20 protein-coding genes are annotated in these 15,717 nt (G+C 61.0%); 12 read left to right on the forward strand and 8 right to left on the reverse strand.

The genetic code is table 11. The features are described 5' to 3' along the window. Together AC1DD5_RS23535 and AC1DD5_RS23540 are read right to left on the reverse strand one after the other, a co-directional pair. On the reverse strand, nt 1-494 hold a 494-nt coding region (locus AC1DD5_RS23535), incomplete at its 3' end, for a hypothetical protein (RefSeq protein WP_477522893.1). A gap of 329 nt (nt 495-823) precedes the next feature. Then, a complete protein-coding gene (locus AC1DD5_RS23540) occupies nt 824-1,504 on the reverse strand; it encodes a DUF6318 family protein (protein ID WP_477522894.1) in 681 nt (226 codons plus the stop codon). 176 nt (nt 1,505-1,680) lie between these two features. Here AC1DD5_RS23540 and AC1DD5_RS23545 point away from each other — a divergent pair, with 176 nt between their 5' ends. The 8 genes from AC1DD5_RS23545 (at nt 1,681) to AC1DD5_RS23580 (ending at nt 6,005) form a co-directional block, all read left to right on the forward strand. Then, entirely contained in the window at nt 1,681-2,250 is a 570-nt protein-coding gene (locus AC1DD5_RS23545) for a hypothetical protein (protein ID WP_477522895.1), read from the forward strand. Between the two features lie 90 nt (nt 2,251-2,340). Then, nucleotides 2,341-2,778 carry an Asp23/Gls24 family envelope stress response protein gene (locus tag AC1DD5_RS23550; RefSeq protein WP_477522896.1) on the forward strand — a complete coding sequence of 146 codons (438 nt, stop codon included), beginning with the start codon at nt 2,341-2,343 and terminating at the stop codon, nt 2,776-2,778. Continuing rightward, nucleotides 2,775-2,966 (forward strand): hypothetical protein, encoded by a 192-nt coding sequence (locus AC1DD5_RS23555; protein WP_216922303.1) that lies wholly within the window; start codon nt 2,775-2,777, stop codon nt 2,964-2,966. The genes AC1DD5_RS23550 and AC1DD5_RS23555 overlap by 4 nt, the downstream gene beginning before the upstream one ends. Continuing rightward, nucleotides 2,963-3,343 (forward strand): hypothetical protein, encoded by a 381-nt coding sequence (locus AC1DD5_RS23560; protein ID WP_431117739.1) that lies wholly within the window; start codon nt 2,963-2,965, stop codon nt 3,341-3,343. Before AC1DD5_RS23555 ends, AC1DD5_RS23560 begins: the two co-directional genes overlap by 4 nt. Further along, nucleotides 3,340-3,984 carry a DUF6286 domain-containing protein gene (locus tag AC1DD5_RS23565; protein ID WP_477522897.1) on the forward strand — a complete coding sequence of 215 codons (645 nt, stop codon included), beginning with the start codon at nt 3,340-3,342 and terminating at the stop codon, nt 3,982-3,984. Before AC1DD5_RS23560 ends, AC1DD5_RS23565 begins: the two co-directional genes overlap by 4 nt. Further along, nucleotides 3,981-4,592 carry a hypothetical protein gene (locus AC1DD5_RS23570; protein WP_477522898.1) on the forward strand — a complete coding sequence of 204 codons (612 nt, stop codon included), beginning with the start codon at nt 3,981-3,983 and terminating at the stop codon, nt 4,590-4,592. The genes AC1DD5_RS23565 and AC1DD5_RS23570 overlap by 4 nt, the downstream gene beginning before the upstream one ends. 174 nt (nt 4,593-4,766) lie before the next feature. After that, nucleotides 4,767-5,102 (forward strand): hypothetical protein, encoded by a 336-nt coding sequence (locus tag AC1DD5_RS23575; RefSeq protein ID WP_442002787.1) that lies wholly within the window; start codon nt 4,767-4,769, stop codon nt 5,100-5,102. Nucleotides 5,103-5,351: 249 nt separating this feature from the next. Further along, the gene (locus AC1DD5_RS23580) at nt 5,352-6,005 is read left to right on the forward strand and encodes a DNA alkylation repair protein (RefSeq protein WP_477522899.1); all 654 of its coding nucleotides are present in this window, start codon (nt 5,352-5,354) and stop codon (nt 6,003-6,005) included. Here the strand turns inward: AC1DD5_RS23580 and AC1DD5_RS23585 are convergent. Next, nucleotides 6,002-6,406 carry a helix-turn-helix domain-containing protein gene (locus AC1DD5_RS23585; RefSeq protein WP_442019192.1) on the reverse strand — a complete coding sequence of 135 codons (405 nt, stop codon included), beginning with the start codon at nt 6,404-6,406 and terminating at the stop codon, nt 6,002-6,004. The two genes, AC1DD5_RS23580 and AC1DD5_RS23585, sit on opposite strands and share 4 nt — an antisense overlap. 275 nt (nt 6,407-6,681) lie before the next feature. On the opposite strand from AC1DD5_RS23585, the gene AC1DD5_RS23590 reads away from it, so the two are divergent. The 4 genes from AC1DD5_RS23590 to AC1DD5_RS23605 all read left to right on the forward strand — a co-directional run bounded on the left by AC1DD5_RS23590 (nt 6,682) and on the right by AC1DD5_RS23605 (nt 11,224). Continuing rightward, the gene (locus AC1DD5_RS23590) at nt 6,682-8,022 is read left to right on the forward strand and encodes an ABC transporter substrate-binding protein (RefSeq protein ID WP_442019191.1); all 1,341 of its coding nucleotides are present in this window, start codon (nt 6,682-6,684) and stop codon (nt 8,020-8,022) included. Between the two features lie 96 nt (nt 8,023-8,118). After that, a complete protein-coding gene (locus AC1DD5_RS23595; RefSeq protein WP_477517988.1) occupies nt 8,119-9,084 on the forward strand; it encodes a carbohydrate ABC transporter permease in 966 nt (321 codons plus the stop codon). Further along, the gene (locus AC1DD5_RS23600; protein WP_442002783.1) at nt 9,081-10,046 is read left to right on the forward strand and encodes a carbohydrate ABC transporter permease; all 966 of its coding nucleotides are present in this window, start codon (nt 9,081-9,083) and stop codon (nt 10,044-10,046) included. Before AC1DD5_RS23595 ends, AC1DD5_RS23600 begins: the two co-directional genes overlap by 4 nt. A gap of 125 nt (nt 10,047-10,171) precedes the next feature. After that, nucleotides 10,172-11,224 carry a LacI family DNA-binding transcriptional regulator gene (locus tag AC1DD5_RS23605; RefSeq protein WP_477522900.1) on the forward strand — a complete coding sequence of 351 codons (1,053 nt, stop codon included), beginning with the start codon at nt 10,172-10,174 and terminating at the stop codon, nt 11,222-11,224. Between the two features lie 18 nt (nt 11,225-11,242). Here the strand turns inward: AC1DD5_RS23605 and AC1DD5_RS23610 are convergent, their stop codons facing one another. The 5 genes from AC1DD5_RS23610 to AC1DD5_RS23630 all read right to left on the reverse strand — a co-directional run bounded on the left by AC1DD5_RS23610 (nt 11,243) and on the right by AC1DD5_RS23630 (nt 15,664). Next, on the reverse strand, nt 11,243-12,166 hold the full coding sequence (locus tag AC1DD5_RS23610; protein WP_477522901.1) for a DUF8083 family protein: 924 nt from the start codon (nt 12,164-12,166) through the stop codon (nt 11,243-11,245). Nucleotides 12,167-12,199: 33 nt separating this feature from the next. Then, nucleotides 12,200-13,006 carry an exodeoxyribonuclease III gene (locus AC1DD5_RS23615; protein ID WP_477522902.1) on the reverse strand — a complete coding sequence of 269 codons (807 nt, stop codon included), beginning with the start codon at nt 13,004-13,006 and terminating at the stop codon, nt 12,200-12,202. An 86-nt stretch (nt 13,007-13,092) separates the two neighbouring features. Then, nucleotides 13,093-13,659, reverse strand: a complete 567-nt coding sequence (locus tag AC1DD5_RS23620) for an HdeD family acid-resistance protein (protein WP_477522903.1) — start codon at nt 13,657-13,659, stop codon at nt 13,093-13,095. Between the two features lie 86 nt (nt 13,660-13,745). Continuing rightward, nucleotides 13,746-14,372, reverse strand: a complete 627-nt coding sequence (locus AC1DD5_RS23625) for a response regulator (RefSeq protein ID WP_477522904.1) — start codon at nt 14,370-14,372, stop codon at nt 13,746-13,748. Next, nucleotides 14,369-15,664 carry a sensor histidine kinase gene (locus AC1DD5_RS23630; RefSeq protein ID WP_477522905.1) on the reverse strand — a complete coding sequence of 432 codons (1,296 nt, stop codon included), beginning with the start codon at nt 15,662-15,664 and terminating at the stop codon, nt 14,369-14,371. Before AC1DD5_RS23630 ends, AC1DD5_RS23625 begins: the two co-directional genes overlap by 4 nt. Nucleotides 15,665-15,717: the final 53 nt, after the last annotated feature.

The raw sequence follows: 15,717 nt of genomic DNA on the forward strand, positions 1-15,717 counted from the left end.
TTGATGGGCAGTGGGGGTCCGTTGTTCACGGAGTAGGTTCCGGTGAAGCTGGTGGTGATGGTGGCGGGGTAGTTCCCTGTTGCTGTGTAGATGTGGCTGGTGCGGGTGTCGTTGAGGAGCCAGTCGGCTTCGGGGATCGAGTAGCCGGCGACCGGTGTCGGGCCGAGGGTGGTGGCGTCGCCGAAGTTGTAGGTGAAGCTTGCGGGGGATGCGGTCAGGTGGACTGTTTGGCCGAGGATGGTGACGTCGAAGGCTTGTTTGGTGGCGGTGGTGTAGAAGTTCGTGGGTCCGCCCTTGAGGGTGTGAGGGAAGGGTTGGGCTTCGAGGGTTCCTGGGTTGACGGGGAGTTGGCGGAAGTCGTTCAGGATCCGGGCTGCGATGTTGGCCAGGACGTTCTCGGGTTTGGCGTCGTACAGGCACGTGGGTCCACTGATGGCCGGATAGTCTGTCCACTGCGGGTTTGCGATTGATTTTGGTGCCTGCCTCCAGATCACGGGTGTTCCTTCTTCACCGCCGGGTGTTTTAGCAGGGCATTCCATCGCCAGGCATCCCCTGTCCGGAGTATCTGTTCCTCCCGAACGGCAGTGAACATCCGGCATGTACTGATTTGGATCTTCAGATGCGGCATCGGAACTTAGTGATATTGACGGCACACCGGTATCTGGATTTAGGCGAAATCTCGCGCCGACCACAATTGATCGTTCAGTGAAACCTGTTCCGGGGCTTGGTGTCGGCGGCTCTGTCGAGGCCCATACAGATTTCGAAGTGAGCAATAAAAGAACCAGCGAAAGTACTGTCGCTAGTCGGCGCATAGGGTACCGTCTCAACGAATTACGCCGAGATCGATGGCTAACCAAGCATCATTCCTGAACACCCCAAAGATGGCGGCAGCATCGTTGGTAGCCGGAGTCGGCTCCCGTCCATAGGATCCGTCCGGGTTCATGTAGAGGATCTCTTTCTGGAGCACCTGAGCCTTTGCAGATTGCGATGTGGCAGATGTCCTCCAGAGAACCTCAATTATCGGCGTCTGGTATGTACCACCGACCAGCCAGCGACCCTCCGAATAATTGGTCGCGACTCCCGCGAAAAGGTCCGAACAGAGCACGCAACCGTCGTCCGCGAGGGCCTTCGCCCCGGAGACGTCTCCCGTTTCGTACGCGTAGCTCAGGAGTGCGAACCAATACCGGATAAACGCCTCCAGCCCCTCTTTCGTGTTCTCCTTCGCCAACTCGGGCATGACGGGCACGGGAACGTTCTGCGCTTTGCCCTTCGCATCTGCGGGCTTATACACACCCGATGGAGCGGTGCTCGGAGAAGGACTTGAAGCAGCGCCTGAGCTGCTGGCACCCAGGGTGGGGGACGCCGTCGTCGAGCGTGTTTCTGAAGGTGGGCTACCCGGTGAACTGCCGCCCTGGCAGCCGGTGAGCAGCAGTGAAATCCCGAGCGCAGCAGCTGCAATGCGGACGGTGAGAACGGTAAAAGAGGCGAACGAAAGGCGTGGCATGACAGGCTCCCCAGCGGCTGTTTGATGATGTGTCGGCCAGTCTAGGTGGGGTGGGCTCCAAGGGCCCTCTCGAAGTGAACTGCCTGTGGATAACTCAACCTCTGTTCACTGCGGCAAGCCGGGCGTAGTCTTGCCCTCGCCGGTTCGTCATCGCAGGCAATCCAACGGGGGACACCATGATCGAAACCACACGCTTCAGCACGTCCAGGCTTCTTGGCAGAAATCACAGGAAAGGTGCCGGCCGGCGAATTACGATCCCGCTGCTGCTCGGTTGTCTTCTCAGCGCAACATTGGCGCTCAGTGCCTGCTCCTTCCCGCTGCCGGTTGCGCAGCCCACGCCCATAGCGTCGTCGTCGAACGCCCTAAGCGCCAGCAACGCCCCAACATCCAGCACTGAGCCGACCGCGGAGATCAGTGCAAGCCCGGACGCGACTACAGGCACGGGCGGCGTCTACGGCGAATTCACGTCCTTGTCTGAAGCATGCGTCTCCGTGAGCGCCGCGATGTTGAGCGTGACCATCCTGCCGTTGGCGGCCTTGGTGGGCGGCGACCCGGAAGATATAGAGAAGGCCAAGGAGGAACTGTCCCGGACGCAGGACAAGGTGCCCGAGGAACTGAAGCCGAGCTTTGAAAAGCTGAGGGCCTATACGGAGTCGGCCGGCACGGATTTCCGCAAGTACGGGGAGCCCGAGTTCGAGCAACTTATGAAGCCGATCCAGGACTGGATGGATAAGAACTGCAAGTAGTCGCCGCGCGCGTTCCCTTCACTCCGGGCACCTCTCACAAAGCGTCGGAGCTAGACGCTAGGGTGGTACTCAAGAGAAGGGGAGTGCCCGATGTCAGACCAGAACTTGCAGATCGACCCTGTGCCTGAGGGCGAGGTCCTCGGTACCGGACGCACCATCATCTCCGAGGCGGCAGTAGCAAAAGTAGCCGGCATCGCTGCACGCGCGGTTCCAGGCGTCTACTCCCTGGGCTCAGGTCCATCCCGCGCACTAGGAGCTATCCGCGACGCTGTGGGAAGTTCGGACCATGCCGCGGGCGTTCGCGCCGAAGTGGGGGAGACCCAAGTAGCTGTGGACATCAACCTTGTGGCTCTCTACGGGCATCCCTTACATAGCGTCGCCAACCAGGTCCGCGCTGCTGTATATCGGGCTGTTGAGGAACTCGTCGGGCTCCAGGTCATCGAGGTCAACATCGAGATCAACGATGTCTATGTGGCCCCGCCTCCCAAGCCCAAAACCGTCGTGGTCGAAAAGGAGGCACTGCAATGAGCATGACCGTCGTGGGAATCGCGATCGGCGCCTTCGTGGCGTTCATGTCCTTCCAGTTCGGGCTGTGGGGCTTCCTTATCTCGCTGCTCTTTATGGGCATTGGCGCCCTTCTGGGCCGTGCAGCTGAAGGCAAGCTCGATCTCCGCAGCGTCCTGGACGCCATTACGGGCCGGCGCTCTTCGTCATGAGCGTGGCTGAGGCTGTGGAACCTACCACCAGCCTGGCCGGCCATAACCGGATCAGTACCCAGGCTTTGACATCGCTGGCACAGGCCGCGGCCGCCGAGGCTCTCGGCGTGGAACCCGGTGACATCCGCGCCGATTGGTCGGACGACGACGGTCTGCTGGCTTTGTCCATCGTGGCACCTATCAGCATCCCCGCTTTAAGTGAGGTGCTGCGTAATCCGCAGCGCGTCCAAGGCTTCGGCGGCTCCATCTGGGACCGTGCCGTGGCGGCAAAGGCAACAGTGTTGGAGCGTGTCACTCGGCTCAGCGGTTTTCGCATAAGCCGGGTGGACATCAGGATCAGTGGAGCCCACGTTTCAGAGGGAGGCCGTGTCCGTTGACGCAGGACCAGGAAACAGCCTTTGAACCTTCTGGCACCGACTCCGGAGCCACCCCCATCGCCGGCGAGGACCCGGCCATGAGCCGTATCCTGCGCAGGGAAACACACTCGTCCCGGGCAGGAGCAGCCACCATCGCTGCAGTGCTCGTGATAATTCTCTGTGTTCTCGCACTTCTGGAATCTGCCCTCCGGGCGATCGGGCAACCGCCGTGGCTTGTTGACCCAAGTACAGCAGCGGAGCGTATCATCGCCCTTCCGGCGGGCATCCAACCCCTTCTGCTCGGCGCAAGTGGTGCTGTCGTTGCGATGGTCGGGCTGTTCTTCCTCCTTCAAGCCGTATTACCCGGCAGGCGAGCCCGGCATTTGCTGAGGGACCCACGGACCGCCGTCGTGGTTGATGACGAAGTGCTGGCCTCGGCACTTGCGCGTCGCGCGCGGACTGCCGCCAACGTGACACCGGAACAGGTCATGGTGATTGTGTCCAGGCAATCAGTGGTGGTCAACGTCCGACCCACCTCAGGAAGCAGGGTCAGTGAAGAAGCCGTCCTTAAAGCAGTGCAGGCCGAGCTCGATGAAATGTCGCCCGTTCCCATGCCCACTGTTCGGGTGAACCTCTCTACCTCGGGGGTGGTGGGCGCGTGAACGGGACACCGCGTGCCCTTAACCGGGTCCTTCTCTTCATCATTGGCGTAAAACTCCTGGCCGTGGGTCTACTGCTTCTGCTACTGGCCACCGTTCCTGCAGTGGCAACGTGGTGGCATGGCTGGTCCGCGGACATGTGGGCTCGTGCGGAGGAGGCTTTCCGGCAAACCCGGTTCCCCGGCCGTGAAGAAAGCTGGCTGTGGATCGTGGCCGGGGTGGTTTTGGTGGCCATTATTATTGCGATGGTCGCGTGGCTGGCGCAACAGGGGAAAGGCAGGGCCAACCTTCTGGTGGCCAGCGACGACGAGAGCCATGTGGAGGGTGAGGTCCAGATCGGTGGCGGAGTCGCAGAACAAGCGCTTCGGGCAGCCCTGGCAGATCGGCCGGACCTCGCGGGAGCGTCTGTGGCAACCTATGAGGTCAAAGGCCAGCCGGGATTGAGGCTGCGCATCCAGCCCCGGCAGGGAGTTGCACCGCACCTCCTAGCTGCCGAAATCTCACGCCTGGTCGAAGCCTTGGACCTGGTGATTGGCAAGAAGACCCCCGTATTGGTCCATATGGCGTCCGGGGCCCGGGCAAAATTTACAAAAGCTGAACGGGTTCGGTGACTATCCCCGCTAATTTTGCCGAATATTTCGCATAGGGTGTTTTGCGTTGCTTAACCGCTGCGTATGCCCATAGTTTGAAAGCAGAGGGGGAAAAACTCCCTGATGCGATTGATTGCTTTGCGGGACAAAGCCCCAAAAACAATCGGCGTTCAAACCGTCACGAAGGAGAGCACCATGAGTGAAGAAACCACGGGATCAGAAGCAGCAGCGGGCGCGGCGGGCAACGCCAAGGATGTAGCTGGCGAGGCGCTTGAAAATGCGAAGGAATTTGCTGGCGAGGCCACGGAAAATGTCAAGGAGTTCGCGGGCGCGGCAGCAGAAAACGTCAAGGAATTCGCCGGAGATGCAGCAGAAAACGTCAAGGAATTCTTCTCCGGTGACGTCGGGGAAAACGCCAAGGAACTTGCTGGTGACGTTGCGGAGAAGTCCAAGGAATTCGCCGGAGATGTTACCGAAAACGTGAAGGGTCTCGGCTCCAAGATCGCAGGTCTGTTCAAGGGCGGGAAGTAGACTTTACGCCACATGGCGCGAGGATGGCAGATCAAGGAACGTGCGGACTGCACTCCATGAGCTGCCATCCCGCTGTGGTTAAGCGGCTGATCCAGTGCGCCCGGGACCAGCACGCCCACGCCTAGTAGGCTGAGCTTTACACGCGATGGACGGGAGGCTCCAGTGGCCGCGACAACTGCGACAGGTACAACTGTGACTGGTACAACTGCGACTGGTAGTGCCGCGACTGGGACGACGCTGGCTGACGTGATGGCCGAGTTGGCCGCGCTGGAAGACCCGAGATGGCGCGAGGTGAACGAGAAGCACGGTGACGATCACGGTGTGAACCTCAGTAAGTTGCGCGCCATCGCGAAGCGTTTGAAGACACAGCAAGAGCTTTCACGTGAGCTCTGGGCGACGGACGACACCGCGGCGAAGCTGCTGGCGCTGCTGATCTGCCGGCCCAAGTCGTTCCGATCCGACGAGCTGGACACCATGCTGCGCGAGGCCCGCACACCCAAAGTCCACGACTGGCTTGTGAACTACGTGGTCAAGAAGAGTCCGTATGCCGAAGGGCTGCGGATCGCCTGGTTTGCGGACAAGGATCCTGTGGTGGCGAGTGCCGGTTGGGCGCTGACGTCGGAGCGCATCGTGAGGGATCCGGCAGGCCTTGACCTCATCGGGCTGCTGGACGCAATTGAAGCCGGGATGAAGGAAGCCCCCGATCGCCTGCAGTGGGCGATGAACACCTGTCTTGCCCAGATCGGCATCGAACACCCGGAGCATCGCGCCCGCGCCTTGAGTATTGGAGAGCGACTGGAGGTGCTGAAGGATTATCCAACTCCGCCCAACTGCACCTCTCCGTTCGCGCCTGTTTGGATCAACGAGATGGTTCGCCGGCAGCAACTGTCAGCAACCAGCTAGCCCCTGTTGCGGTGCATCATCCGGTAGGTCAGTTCGGCGAGCAGCTCCTCGTCTGAAAGATGCGAGGCGCGGGCGATAGGGGCTGCCGGTACCATGACGCGGGGCCCCGAAGACTGCCGTGAATCCTCGCCGCTGCGCATGTCGTCCGGCGTGATCTGGTCCGGAGCGAAACTGGATTTTCCTTTGAGTACTTCAGCCACCGAGCCAGCGCGCCATCCGAGGGCGTGCTCAAGCTTGCGCTGATTGATTTCCTGGGTTCGCCGCGTACCGGATTCCAGCGTCCGGACAGTCTTGATGGCGGTTCCAGCCTGCTTGGCCAACTGCACCTGGCTCAGCCCCTGGGCCAAGCGCTCTTCTTTGATCAGGCGGCCAATGGTCTGGAGTGCTTCAAGTTCATCCACACTTCCCACTGTTGCATAGGCAACACTGGGCAACCAAATCTGATGACGTGCCTGCTCGGCCAATGTATTCCTCGCGGCGCGGCAGGGGCTTCCTTTCGACGGCGAGTGGTTCCGGCACCAGCCTGGTCGCTCCGTTACGATGCAAAGGTTACTTTGTATCGTTGTGGTTACGTTAGGTGTAAGCGCTTGCATTCCCACCTTGATCATGACTAGTGTGAGGCCCACCACATCAAATCGCGCCACGATTTTCTTGTACTCAGCGAGGAGTCTTCAGCATGAAAAAATCCAAGTACCTGCTCCCGGTCGCAGCGGCCGGCGTTCTGGCACTTACCATGTCCGCATGTAGCGGAAACAGCGGCGGCGGCGGAAGCACGGCGTCGAATGACTGTTCGGCCTACGACACCTACGGCAAGCATGACGGCAAGACCGTCTCCGTGTACTCCACGATCGTCGACGTCGAAGCGACAAACCTCGAGGAATCCTGGGCACAGTTCGAAAAGTGCACCGGCATTACGGTCAAGTACGAGGGCAGCAAGGAGTTCGAGACCCAGATCGGCGTCCGGGCCCAGTCCGGTACGGCCCCTGACGTCGCGATCTTCCCGCAGCCCGGTCTTCTGGCCACCCAGGCAAAGGCCGGCTACCTGAAGCCCGCTCCCAAGGCTGTGTCCGATCTTGTGGACAAGAACTGGTCCCCAGACTGGAAGAAGTACGGCACGGTGGATGGCACGTTCTACGCCGCCCCGATGCTTGCAAACGTCAAGGGATACGTCTGGTACTCGCCCAAGACCTTCAAGGACAAGGGTTGGACAGTCCCCAAGACGTGGGATGAAATGATGGACCTGACCAAGAAGATCGCGGACGACAAGACCATGAAGCCATGGTGTGCCGGATTTGAATCGGGCGAAGCCACTGGTTGGCCTGGTACCGACTGGATCGAGGACGTTGTCCTGCGTGCCGAAGGCCCGGAAGTCTATGACAAGTGGATCACGCATCAGATTCCGTTCAATGACCCCAAGATCGTCAACTCCTTCAACAAGGTTGGCGATATCCTCCTCAACCCGAATTACGTAAACGGTGGCTTCGGTGACCCGCGCTCGATCCTGAGCACCGCGTTTGCCCAGGCCGGTCAGCCCGTTCTGGACGGACAGTGCGCCATGCACCACCAGGCATCGTTCCAGGCAGCCAACTGGCCTGCCGGTACCAACGTGGCCGAGGACGGCGACGTCTGGGCATTCATGACGCCGCCGGTGGATGCATCCAAGGGCACAGCCATCACCGGTGGTGGCGAGTCGGTTGCTGCTTACAAGGACACCCCTGAAGTCCAGGCTTACCTGGCATTCATGGCTAGCGCGGACTTCGCCAACAACCGCGTGAAGCTCGGCGGTGCCATCAGTGCAAACAAGGGCCTTGACCCGAACAATGCACAGTCCGCCCTGGATAAGCAGTCCATCAAGCTCCTCCAGGATCCCAAGACCGTCTTCCGTTTTGACGGTTCGGACCTGATGCCGAGCGCCGTGGGTTCCAACTCGTTCTGGAAGGGCATCGTTGCTTGGATCAACGGCAGCTCTGCGCAGCAGGTAACTGACAGCATCGAGTCCAGCTGGCCCAAGGGCTAACTCCGAAGGCACTGCCTCCCTTGGCTGGTTTGCCCAGCCGGGGAGGCAGTGTGTTTCCCGGAACTTAGTGATTCACTCACGCCCCGGAGGTTGGGTATGGAATTTATCGGAGGAAAACTCCTTCAAGTAGTGATCGCCCTGGCGATTTTTGCCGCAATTATCGGCATCCTCATGCTCGTGGTGGATAGGGCACCAAAGTCGGTCAAGGACAAGGTAACGGTGGCCGGATTCCTGGCTCCGGCTGGAATCCTGATGCTGGTGGGCCTTGTGTATCCCGCTGTACGGACGTCAATGTTGGCCTTCACGGATGCCAGTGGCCAAGGCAACGGGTTCGATAACTTTGTTTGGATGTTCACGCAGCCTGAGGCTTTGACCACGCTGCGGAACACCATCATCTGGACCATCCTGGTTCCCCTGTTGTCGACCAGCTTTGGGCTGGCCTACGCCGTCTTCATCGATAAGGCCCGTGGAGAGCGGGTTCTGAAGTCCTTGGTCTTCATGCCGATGGCCATCTCCTTTGTAGGAGCCGGCATCATCTGGAAGCTCGTTTATGACTACCGCGGCCCCGGTATTGAACAGACGGGTGTCATCAACTTCATCCGCGACGCCATGGGAATGAACCCGAAGCAGTTCCTCCTGGACGCCCCGGAAAACACCATCTTCCTGATCATCGTGATGGTGTGGATCCAAACAGGCTTTGCCATGGTGATTCTTTCCGCGGCCATCAAGGGTGTCCCGGTGGAACTCATCGAGGCAGCCCGTTTGGATGGGGCCAACGCCTGGCAGCAGTTCCGCAACGTTACGGTCCCGGGTATCCGTGGGGCGCTGGTGGTGGTCCTGACTACTATCACGATCGCCACGCTGAAGGTCTTCGACATCGTCCGAACCATGACGGCCGGTAACTACGACACGTCGGTTGTGGCCAACGAAATGTACACGCAAGCCTTCCGCGCCGGTGAGCCAGGACGAGGTGCCGCTTTGGCCCTGATCCTGTTCCTCATGGTGCTGCCCATCGTCGTGTACAACGCTCGAGTCCTTCGCAAGCAAAGGGAGATCCATTGACAGCCACGCCAGCCCCGAAAGAGGCGTCCAAGGCCGCCACCCGGCAGCGTCCTGGATCGGACCCCACGGAGGACGCCCAGCCGATGATGCGCAGGGTCAAGACCAAGCTCACTTCCAAGTGGGCAACAGCGGCAGCGATCATCATCGCCGTCGTGTGGTCTGTCCCGACGTTTGGACTCTTTGTTACCTCGTTCCGTCCTGCCCCGAAGCAGGTGGGCCCCCGCTCAAACGGTTGGTGGAATGCCTTCCTGGACTGGGACTTCACAGTCAAGAACTATACGGACGTCCTTACCCCGGCAGGCTCGCAATCTGCCAACCTGTCCCAGTACTTCGCCAACTCCGTAGCGATCGTCATCCCGGTCACCATCTTTGTTCTGGTGTTGGCATCCATGGCCGCCTACGTGTTCGCGTGGGGCAAGTTCAAGGGGCGCGACGCACTCTTCATTTTCGTGTTCGCCCTGCAGATCATTCCGCTCCAGATGGCACTGATTCCGCTCCTGCAACTCTTTACGCAAACCCTGCATTTGCCGGCGGGTTCGTACGCGCAGCTGTGGATCGCGCACACGATGTTCGGGCTTCCCCTGGGTATATTCCTCCTCCACAACTTCATCTCCGAGATTCCTGGTGAAGTTATCGAGGCGGCAAGGGTGGACGGTGCGGGACACAGCACCATTTTCTGGCGCATCATCCTGCCGCTTTCCGTTCCGGCGCTGGCTTCACTGGCGATCTTCCAGTTCCTGTGGGTCTGGAACGACCTCCTGGTTGCACTGGTGTTCTCCGGTGGAACGGCCGACGTAGCACCTATCACCCAGCGTCTGGCCGAGATTTCCGGTACGCGCGGTGCCAGGGACTACCTGAACCCGGCTGCGGCCTTCGTCTCGATCATCATTCCGCTTCTGGTGTTCTTCGGCCTGCAGCGGTACTTCGTCCGAGGCCTGCTGTCCGGCGGTCTCAAGGGCTAGACAATTGCAGCGTTGGTTACGCAGCGGATGACTCCGCTGCGTAACCAAGCCCTGCACAAAATAGACTGATTCTTCGCCGAAAGATAAGAAAACGGCGAAGTAAAGGCAGCCGGAGAGGGGGGCCTGTGACACGAACAACGGGTAGGTCCCAGCGCGGTGGTCATACAGGCGTCAGCATCGAGGACGTCGCAGCAGCAGCGGGAGTGTCTACGGCCACCGTGTCCAGGGCTGTCAGGGGGCTGCCCCGGGTTTCGCCTGCAACGCGTGAAAAGATCCTGGAAGTCGCGGCGTCGCTGGGCTATGTGGCGTCGTCGTCGGCGTCGGGACTGGCCACTGGGCGCACGCGCACTATCGGAGTCCTGGCGCCCTTCGTCAGCCGTTGGTTCTTCTCCAAAGCAATAGAAGGCGCGGACAGGGAACTGCACTCGCGCAAGTACAACCTCTCCCTGTTCAACCTCGGCGGCCATGGCAGCAATCGCGAGCGGCTCTTCAGCTCCACCATGGTCTACAAACAGATCGACGCGCTGCTGGTGCTGTGTATGGCGCTCAGCGAGGACGAACTGGAACACCTCCACAAGATCGACATCCCGCTGGTAGTGGTTGGCGGGCACGTTGAGGATTGCGCCTACATCGGTATTAACGATTACGACGCCGCGTCCACAGCCGTGCGGCATCTGCTGGACTTGGGACACAAGGACATCGCGCTGCTTCACGGCGACGACGAGACAGACCTGAACTTCGACGTTCCCCGTGTCCGGATCCGCGCCTTCCAGGAAGTCATGTCCGACGCCGGCTTGGAAGTCCGTCCTGAATGGGACGAATGGGGTGACTTCACAGTTGCCAGCGGGCAGCAGGCATTCCTTCGGCTCTGGAATCAACCCGGACGCAAGCCAACAGCTATTTTCTGTTCCTCTGATGAGATGGCCATGGGAGTCATCTTCGAAGCCACGCGTCACGGCGTTCGCGTGCCGGAGGACCTCTCAGTCATCGGCATCGACGATCACGACTTCTCCGAAGCAATGGGCCTCACAACCGTGGGTCAACGGCCGGACAACCAAGCCGAGCTGGGAACCAAGATGCTATTGGATGAACTCGATGGCATTGCAGGTGCAGTGCATTCAGAGGTAGCGCCGCACCAACTGATTGTCCGGGAGACAACGGCACCGCCGTGCCGGTAAAGAGCCGGTAAAGAAAGGCTACGAGGCCCGCGCCAACTGCCGGATGGGGATCCAGCGCGAGGCCAGCCGGCGATAAGCTGCAGCCGCGCCCGTCATATCTCCCTCGGCCAGGCATTCGATACCGAGGCGCACATCCATGGGCGATTCGTCCGGGTACACCTTGTCCGCCACAGCCCCGTAATCCAACTCCACCATGGACTGGACGTGGAACAACTCCAGCCATTCGGTGAGCTGCGTGAGATCGTCCAGCATGTCCAGGTCCGGAGCTGCCAAGGCAAGGTGGGCTACAGCAAAGCGTGCCCGGTCCAGGGCCTCCGTCAACGGTGTCCACACCCGGACCGTGAGGATATGCCCATCCGACTCGACCACATCCTTGCGGTCAGACTCAGCGAAAAGCGAGAACCAACTAAAAGGGATACCCCAGGTGGAGGCCCGAGTATGGACACGCTTGGCTTCTTCCCCGGCGTTGATGCGATCAATCCTGGCTTGATGCTTGTCCCGCTGCGAAACCGGAATCAGCAGATCAGCCAGCGGGCTGTGCACACCATCCATGAGGGCGTTCGCTGCCAACCCTGCCCGAATCACCAGTTGGCTGGGGCAGTAAAGCAGCCGTCCGGCGTCGTGGGCGTCCTTATCCTGCGGTGACGCGCCAGCGGTCGCGTCTGTGGCACTGTCCACCGCAGTGTGCCGCCCGCCAGGGACCCGCGTCATTCGCACCAAATCAGTCCGCCCCGTGGGGAAAGGGTCCCCGCCGGTCCGCGTGATGCGGCCCAGCGAGGCTTGGAGCTCCGCATTTTCGACGGCGGCGCGGGAACGTATCTTGCTGCTGTCCGCCACGAGTTGGCGCTGCTGCTCGGGAGGAAAAGCCTCAAGGGGCTCGTAAATGCGCAGGGACGAAGAGAACGGCAGTCCTGCCTGGCCCCTGTACAGGTTTCCAGTCATCTCCAGCCGGCCCCTTTCTTCCATCAGCGGTGATTAGTCTGCAAGCTCCACGATCACGGGAGCGTGGTCCGAGGCGCCCTTGCCCTTGCGTTCCTCGCGGTCGATGGAAGCGCCGGTAACCCGGGCTGCCAAGGCCGGGGAAGCCAGGCAGAAGTCGATGCGCATGCCTTCCTTCTTGGGGAAGCGCAGCTGCGTGTAGTCCCAGTAGGTGTAGACGCCGGGGCCGGGTGTGTACGGGCGGACGACGTCGGTGTAGCCGGCGGTTTCGAAGGCATGAAAAGCGGCGCGCTCCGGCTCGCTGACGTGCGTGTAGTTGTTGTTGCGGAACAGTTCGATGTCCCAGACGTCGTCATCGAACGGTGCAATGTTCCAGTCGCCCATGAGTGCGACCTGTGCTGCAGGCGCGGACTTGAGCCACTCTGCGGCGTTGCCCTGAAGGACGTCAAGCCACTTGAGCTTGTACGGCATGTGTTCGTCGTCCAGCGAGCGGCCATTCGGAACATACAGGCTCCAGATGCGGATGCCGCCGCAGGTTGCGGCGATGGCTCGGGCTTCCTGCGCGGGATCCTTGCCGGCCTTGCCGAACATCGGCTGATCCAGGAAGGTGCGCTCTACATCCTCCAGTCCAACACGCGAGGCGATGGCGACGCCGTTCCACTGGTTCACGCCGAAGTGCGCAACCTCGTAGCCCATGCGCTCAAAGAGCTCCCACGGGAAGTTATCGTCCTTGCACTTGGTCTCCTGGATGGCCAGGACATCACAGTCACTGCGCTCAAGCCACGCTTCAACGCGGTCGGCACGGGCACGGAGGGAGTTCACATTCCAGGTAGCTATCTTCACAGCCACTAACTTACCGAACTTGGCGCCCAGCGCATCCCCTCATGAAGGATTGCTGGGCTGCGGCACGCCTGCCGCGACACAGACGATCAGTGGGCGTACATGAACGAAGACGAGGCGCCCCTGCGCATCTTGACGCCGCAAACGATCAACAACAGCCCCGCAACTACGGAGAAGGCTGCCAGCAAACCCACCACGCCCAGGAACCCGAAGCCGGGGTTGATCAGGACAAACAGTCCAAAAAGCGCCGTCACAAGACCCGTCAGCAGCCAGACTCTCCAACCATTGACGGAGCTCCTTGCTGCAAACGCGAAGATGATCTCGGAAAGCCCCAGGACCAAGGCCCAGAGTCCAATCAGGATGCCAAGGGCTGCAGCTGTGATTCCCGGCCACGCAACCGCCACTAAACCGGCGGCGATGGAGATGAAGCCGCCCACCATCGTCCAGCCGGAATGGCGTGAAGGGTCGTAAAAGTAGTGGGCCACGTTGGTGAGGCCGTCCACGATTGCGAAGACACCGAAAACGAAAACCAGTCCGAAGACCGTGGCTATTGGCAAAGATGCCACTAAGAGTCCAAAGAGCACGGCCAGGATTCCGCGGAACAGCAGGGCAGTTCCGGAATGTTTGAACATCTTGCGTTCCGAAGCGTCGGACATAGTGCCAGCTTAACGGAATGCGGGCCGTGGATATATAGGAACGAGCCCTGAATCGCGGCGCGGTCCGCCTACCGCATGCGGCTGGCCTACCGCATGCCCTCGCGACGAATGGCGGTTGCGATAGCGGCCGCCCGCGTCTCCACGCCGAGCTTGGCATAGATGTGGGCCAGATGGGTTTTGACGGTTGCTTCGGAAATGAAGAGGCGTTTGCCCAGGTCGCGGTTGCTGAGGCCTTCGGTCAGGAGGCTCAGGAGCTCCGCCTCCCGGGGTGTAAGGACTTCGTCCGGGTTCCGTAGCTGTTGGAAAAGCCGGGAAGCCACGGGCGCGCTCATCACGCTTTTGCCCTGCACGGCACCTCTTACGGCGGCAAAAATCTCCTCCGGTGCAGCGTCCTTGAGCAGGTACCCCATGGCGCCGGCATCCACGGCACGGACGATGTCGGCGTCGGAATCGTAGGTGGTGAACACGATCACCGCCTGCCGGGGATTGCGCTGCCGCAACTGCTTGATGGCCTCGATCCCATCGATTCCCGCACCCATGGCCAGGTCCATGAGAATCACTGCCGGTGAATGCTGCTGTGCCGCCACCAACGCTTCCTCACCCGACGATGCTTCGCCGACGACGACGATATCGGCCTGGGTGCCCAACAGCGCCTTGAGCCCGCTCCGGACTACCGTGTGGTCGTCCACGAGCAGCACGGAAATGGTGGTCACAGGGACTCCTTCGATATGTCTGCGGGCGATGTACCTTCAGGCGACCTGTCTTCAGGCGTACCTTCAGGTAGAGCCGGCAGCGGGATCTGGGCTGCGATGATGGTGCCCTCGCCTGGAGAGCTCTCCACGGACAATTCTCCGCCCAGCTGCTCAATGCGTTGCCGCATGGCGCGCAGACCGTATCCTCCCGCTTCCGACGGCGGAGGTACCGCTCCGGGATCAAAGCCGCGGCCGTCGTCGAACACGTCAAGGGTGATCGCGTCCGGAAGGTACCCAAGAGTCACGCTGGCGTTGTCCGCATGGGCATGAAGTTTGATGTTGGCCGCGGCGCTCTGGGTGACGCGGAGCAGGGCATGCCGAACCTCGGGCGGGATGGGACGGGTCTCGCCAGTGACCTGCACAAGGACGTGGTCCAGGTACTGCTGGGCCGCCCGCTCCAAGGCTTCGAGAAGGGGCGCAGTTTCGAGGCCAGGCACCGAGAGCTCGTGCACGAGGCTCCGGGTGTCGGCAAGGTTCCCGCGGAGGAGGCTGGTTGCTCTGTTGACTTCGTGGTGCGCCGCGGGATCAGGCCAGGAACGTTGGGCTGCCTCGAGGAGGAGCAAGCTGCTCGCGAGGCCCTGGGTGACGGTGTCGTGGATTTCACGGGAAACACGCTCGCGTTCCGCCGCGATTCCCGCTTCCCGTTCACTCGCGGCCAGCTGTTCCTGCGCTTGGCTTACATCTTCGAAGAGCTTTCGCTGGAGGGCGCCGTCGCGCTCAATCTTGTCGTAAATCAACGTGAGCAGGGCCCCCGCAGCGAGCGGTCCGAGCAGCATGGCGACGTCCGTCCAGCCACTCATGCGGAAAAGCCCGACGGCGGTTGCCGTCGCGGTCGCGCCGCCCGCCAGATACGCCGCCCACCCACGGAACGCGGTGCGGCTGAGGAAGAAAATCGCGAAGGAACACCATGCGAAGCTGGGCGCCGCGATCACCAGGGCAGCCCACGCGGCCACCAAGGCAAACATCCACAGCTTGCGGTTTTGGGTTTGTTGGCTCTGCATGGATTTGCCGTGTTGGGTGAGCTGGCGGTGTTGGGCCAGCAACGCTGTCAGGACGTACAGGGCACACACGCTGACAGCCAAGGCCACAGTCCACAGGTTGTCCGCGGGGGAGTGGCGCATGACATACCGGACAGCAGAGGCGACCATCAGCACGGCGAAACCCAGATGCACCACGGCGTCAATGCGGGTATCGATCCGGCCGCCTGGACCGGGGCGGCTGCTTGGATCCTGCCGTTGAGGGGCTGCTGGCATGGGGTGGTTCCCGTTTCCGTATCGGTCGGTGGTAAGCGCTCTTTCCATGCTAG

It is taken from the genome of Paenarthrobacter sp. 10L420 (assembly GCF_056395385.1).

Excerpts from the sequence above, each read along its gene's own strand:
- AC1DD5_RS23540 (WP_477522894.1), bottom strand. The coding sequence starts at position 1,504 with ATGCCACGCCTTTCGTTCGCCTCTTTTACCGTTCTCACCGTCCGCATT.
- AC1DD5_RS23545 (WP_477522895.1), top strand. The coding sequence starts at position 1,681 with ATGATCGAAACCACACGCTTCAGCACGTCCAGGCTTCTTGGCAGAAAT.
- AC1DD5_RS23550 (WP_477522896.1), top strand. The coding sequence starts at position 2,341 with ATGTCAGACCAGAACTTGCAGATCGACCCTGTGCCTGAGGGCGAGGTC.
- AC1DD5_RS23555 (WP_216922303.1), top strand. The coding sequence starts at position 2,775 with ATGAGCATGACCGTCGTGGGAATCGCGATCGGCGCCTTCGTGGCGTTC.
- AC1DD5_RS23560 (WP_431117739.1), top strand. The coding sequence starts at position 2,963 with ATGAGCGTGGCTGAGGCTGTGGAACCTACCACCAGCCTGGCCGGCCAT.
- AC1DD5_RS23575 (WP_442002787.1), top strand. The coding sequence starts at position 4,767 with ATGAGTGAAGAAACCACGGGATCAGAAGCAGCAGCGGGCGCGGCGGGC.
- AC1DD5_RS23580 (WP_477522899.1), top strand. The coding sequence starts at position 5,352 with ATGGCCGAGTTGGCCGCGCTGGAAGACCCGAGATGGCGCGAGGTGAAC.
- AC1DD5_RS23590 (WP_442019191.1), top strand. The coding sequence starts at position 6,682 with ATGAAAAAATCCAAGTACCTGCTCCCGGTCGCAGCGGCCGGCGTTCTG.
- AC1DD5_RS23595 (WP_477517988.1), top strand. The coding sequence starts at position 8,119 with ATGGAATTTATCGGAGGAAAACTCCTTCAAGTAGTGATCGCCCTGGCG.
- AC1DD5_RS23610 (WP_477522901.1), bottom strand. The coding sequence starts at position 12,166 with ATGACTGGAAACCTGTACAGGGGCCAGGCAGGACTGCCGTTCTCTTCG.
- AC1DD5_RS23620 (WP_477522903.1), bottom strand. The coding sequence starts at position 13,659 with ATGTCCGACGCTTCGGAACGCAAGATGTTCAAACATTCCGGAACTGCC.
- AC1DD5_RS23630 (WP_477522905.1), bottom strand. The coding sequence starts at position 15,664 with ATGCCAGCAGCCCCTCAACGGCAGGATCCAAGCAGCCGCCCCGGTCCA.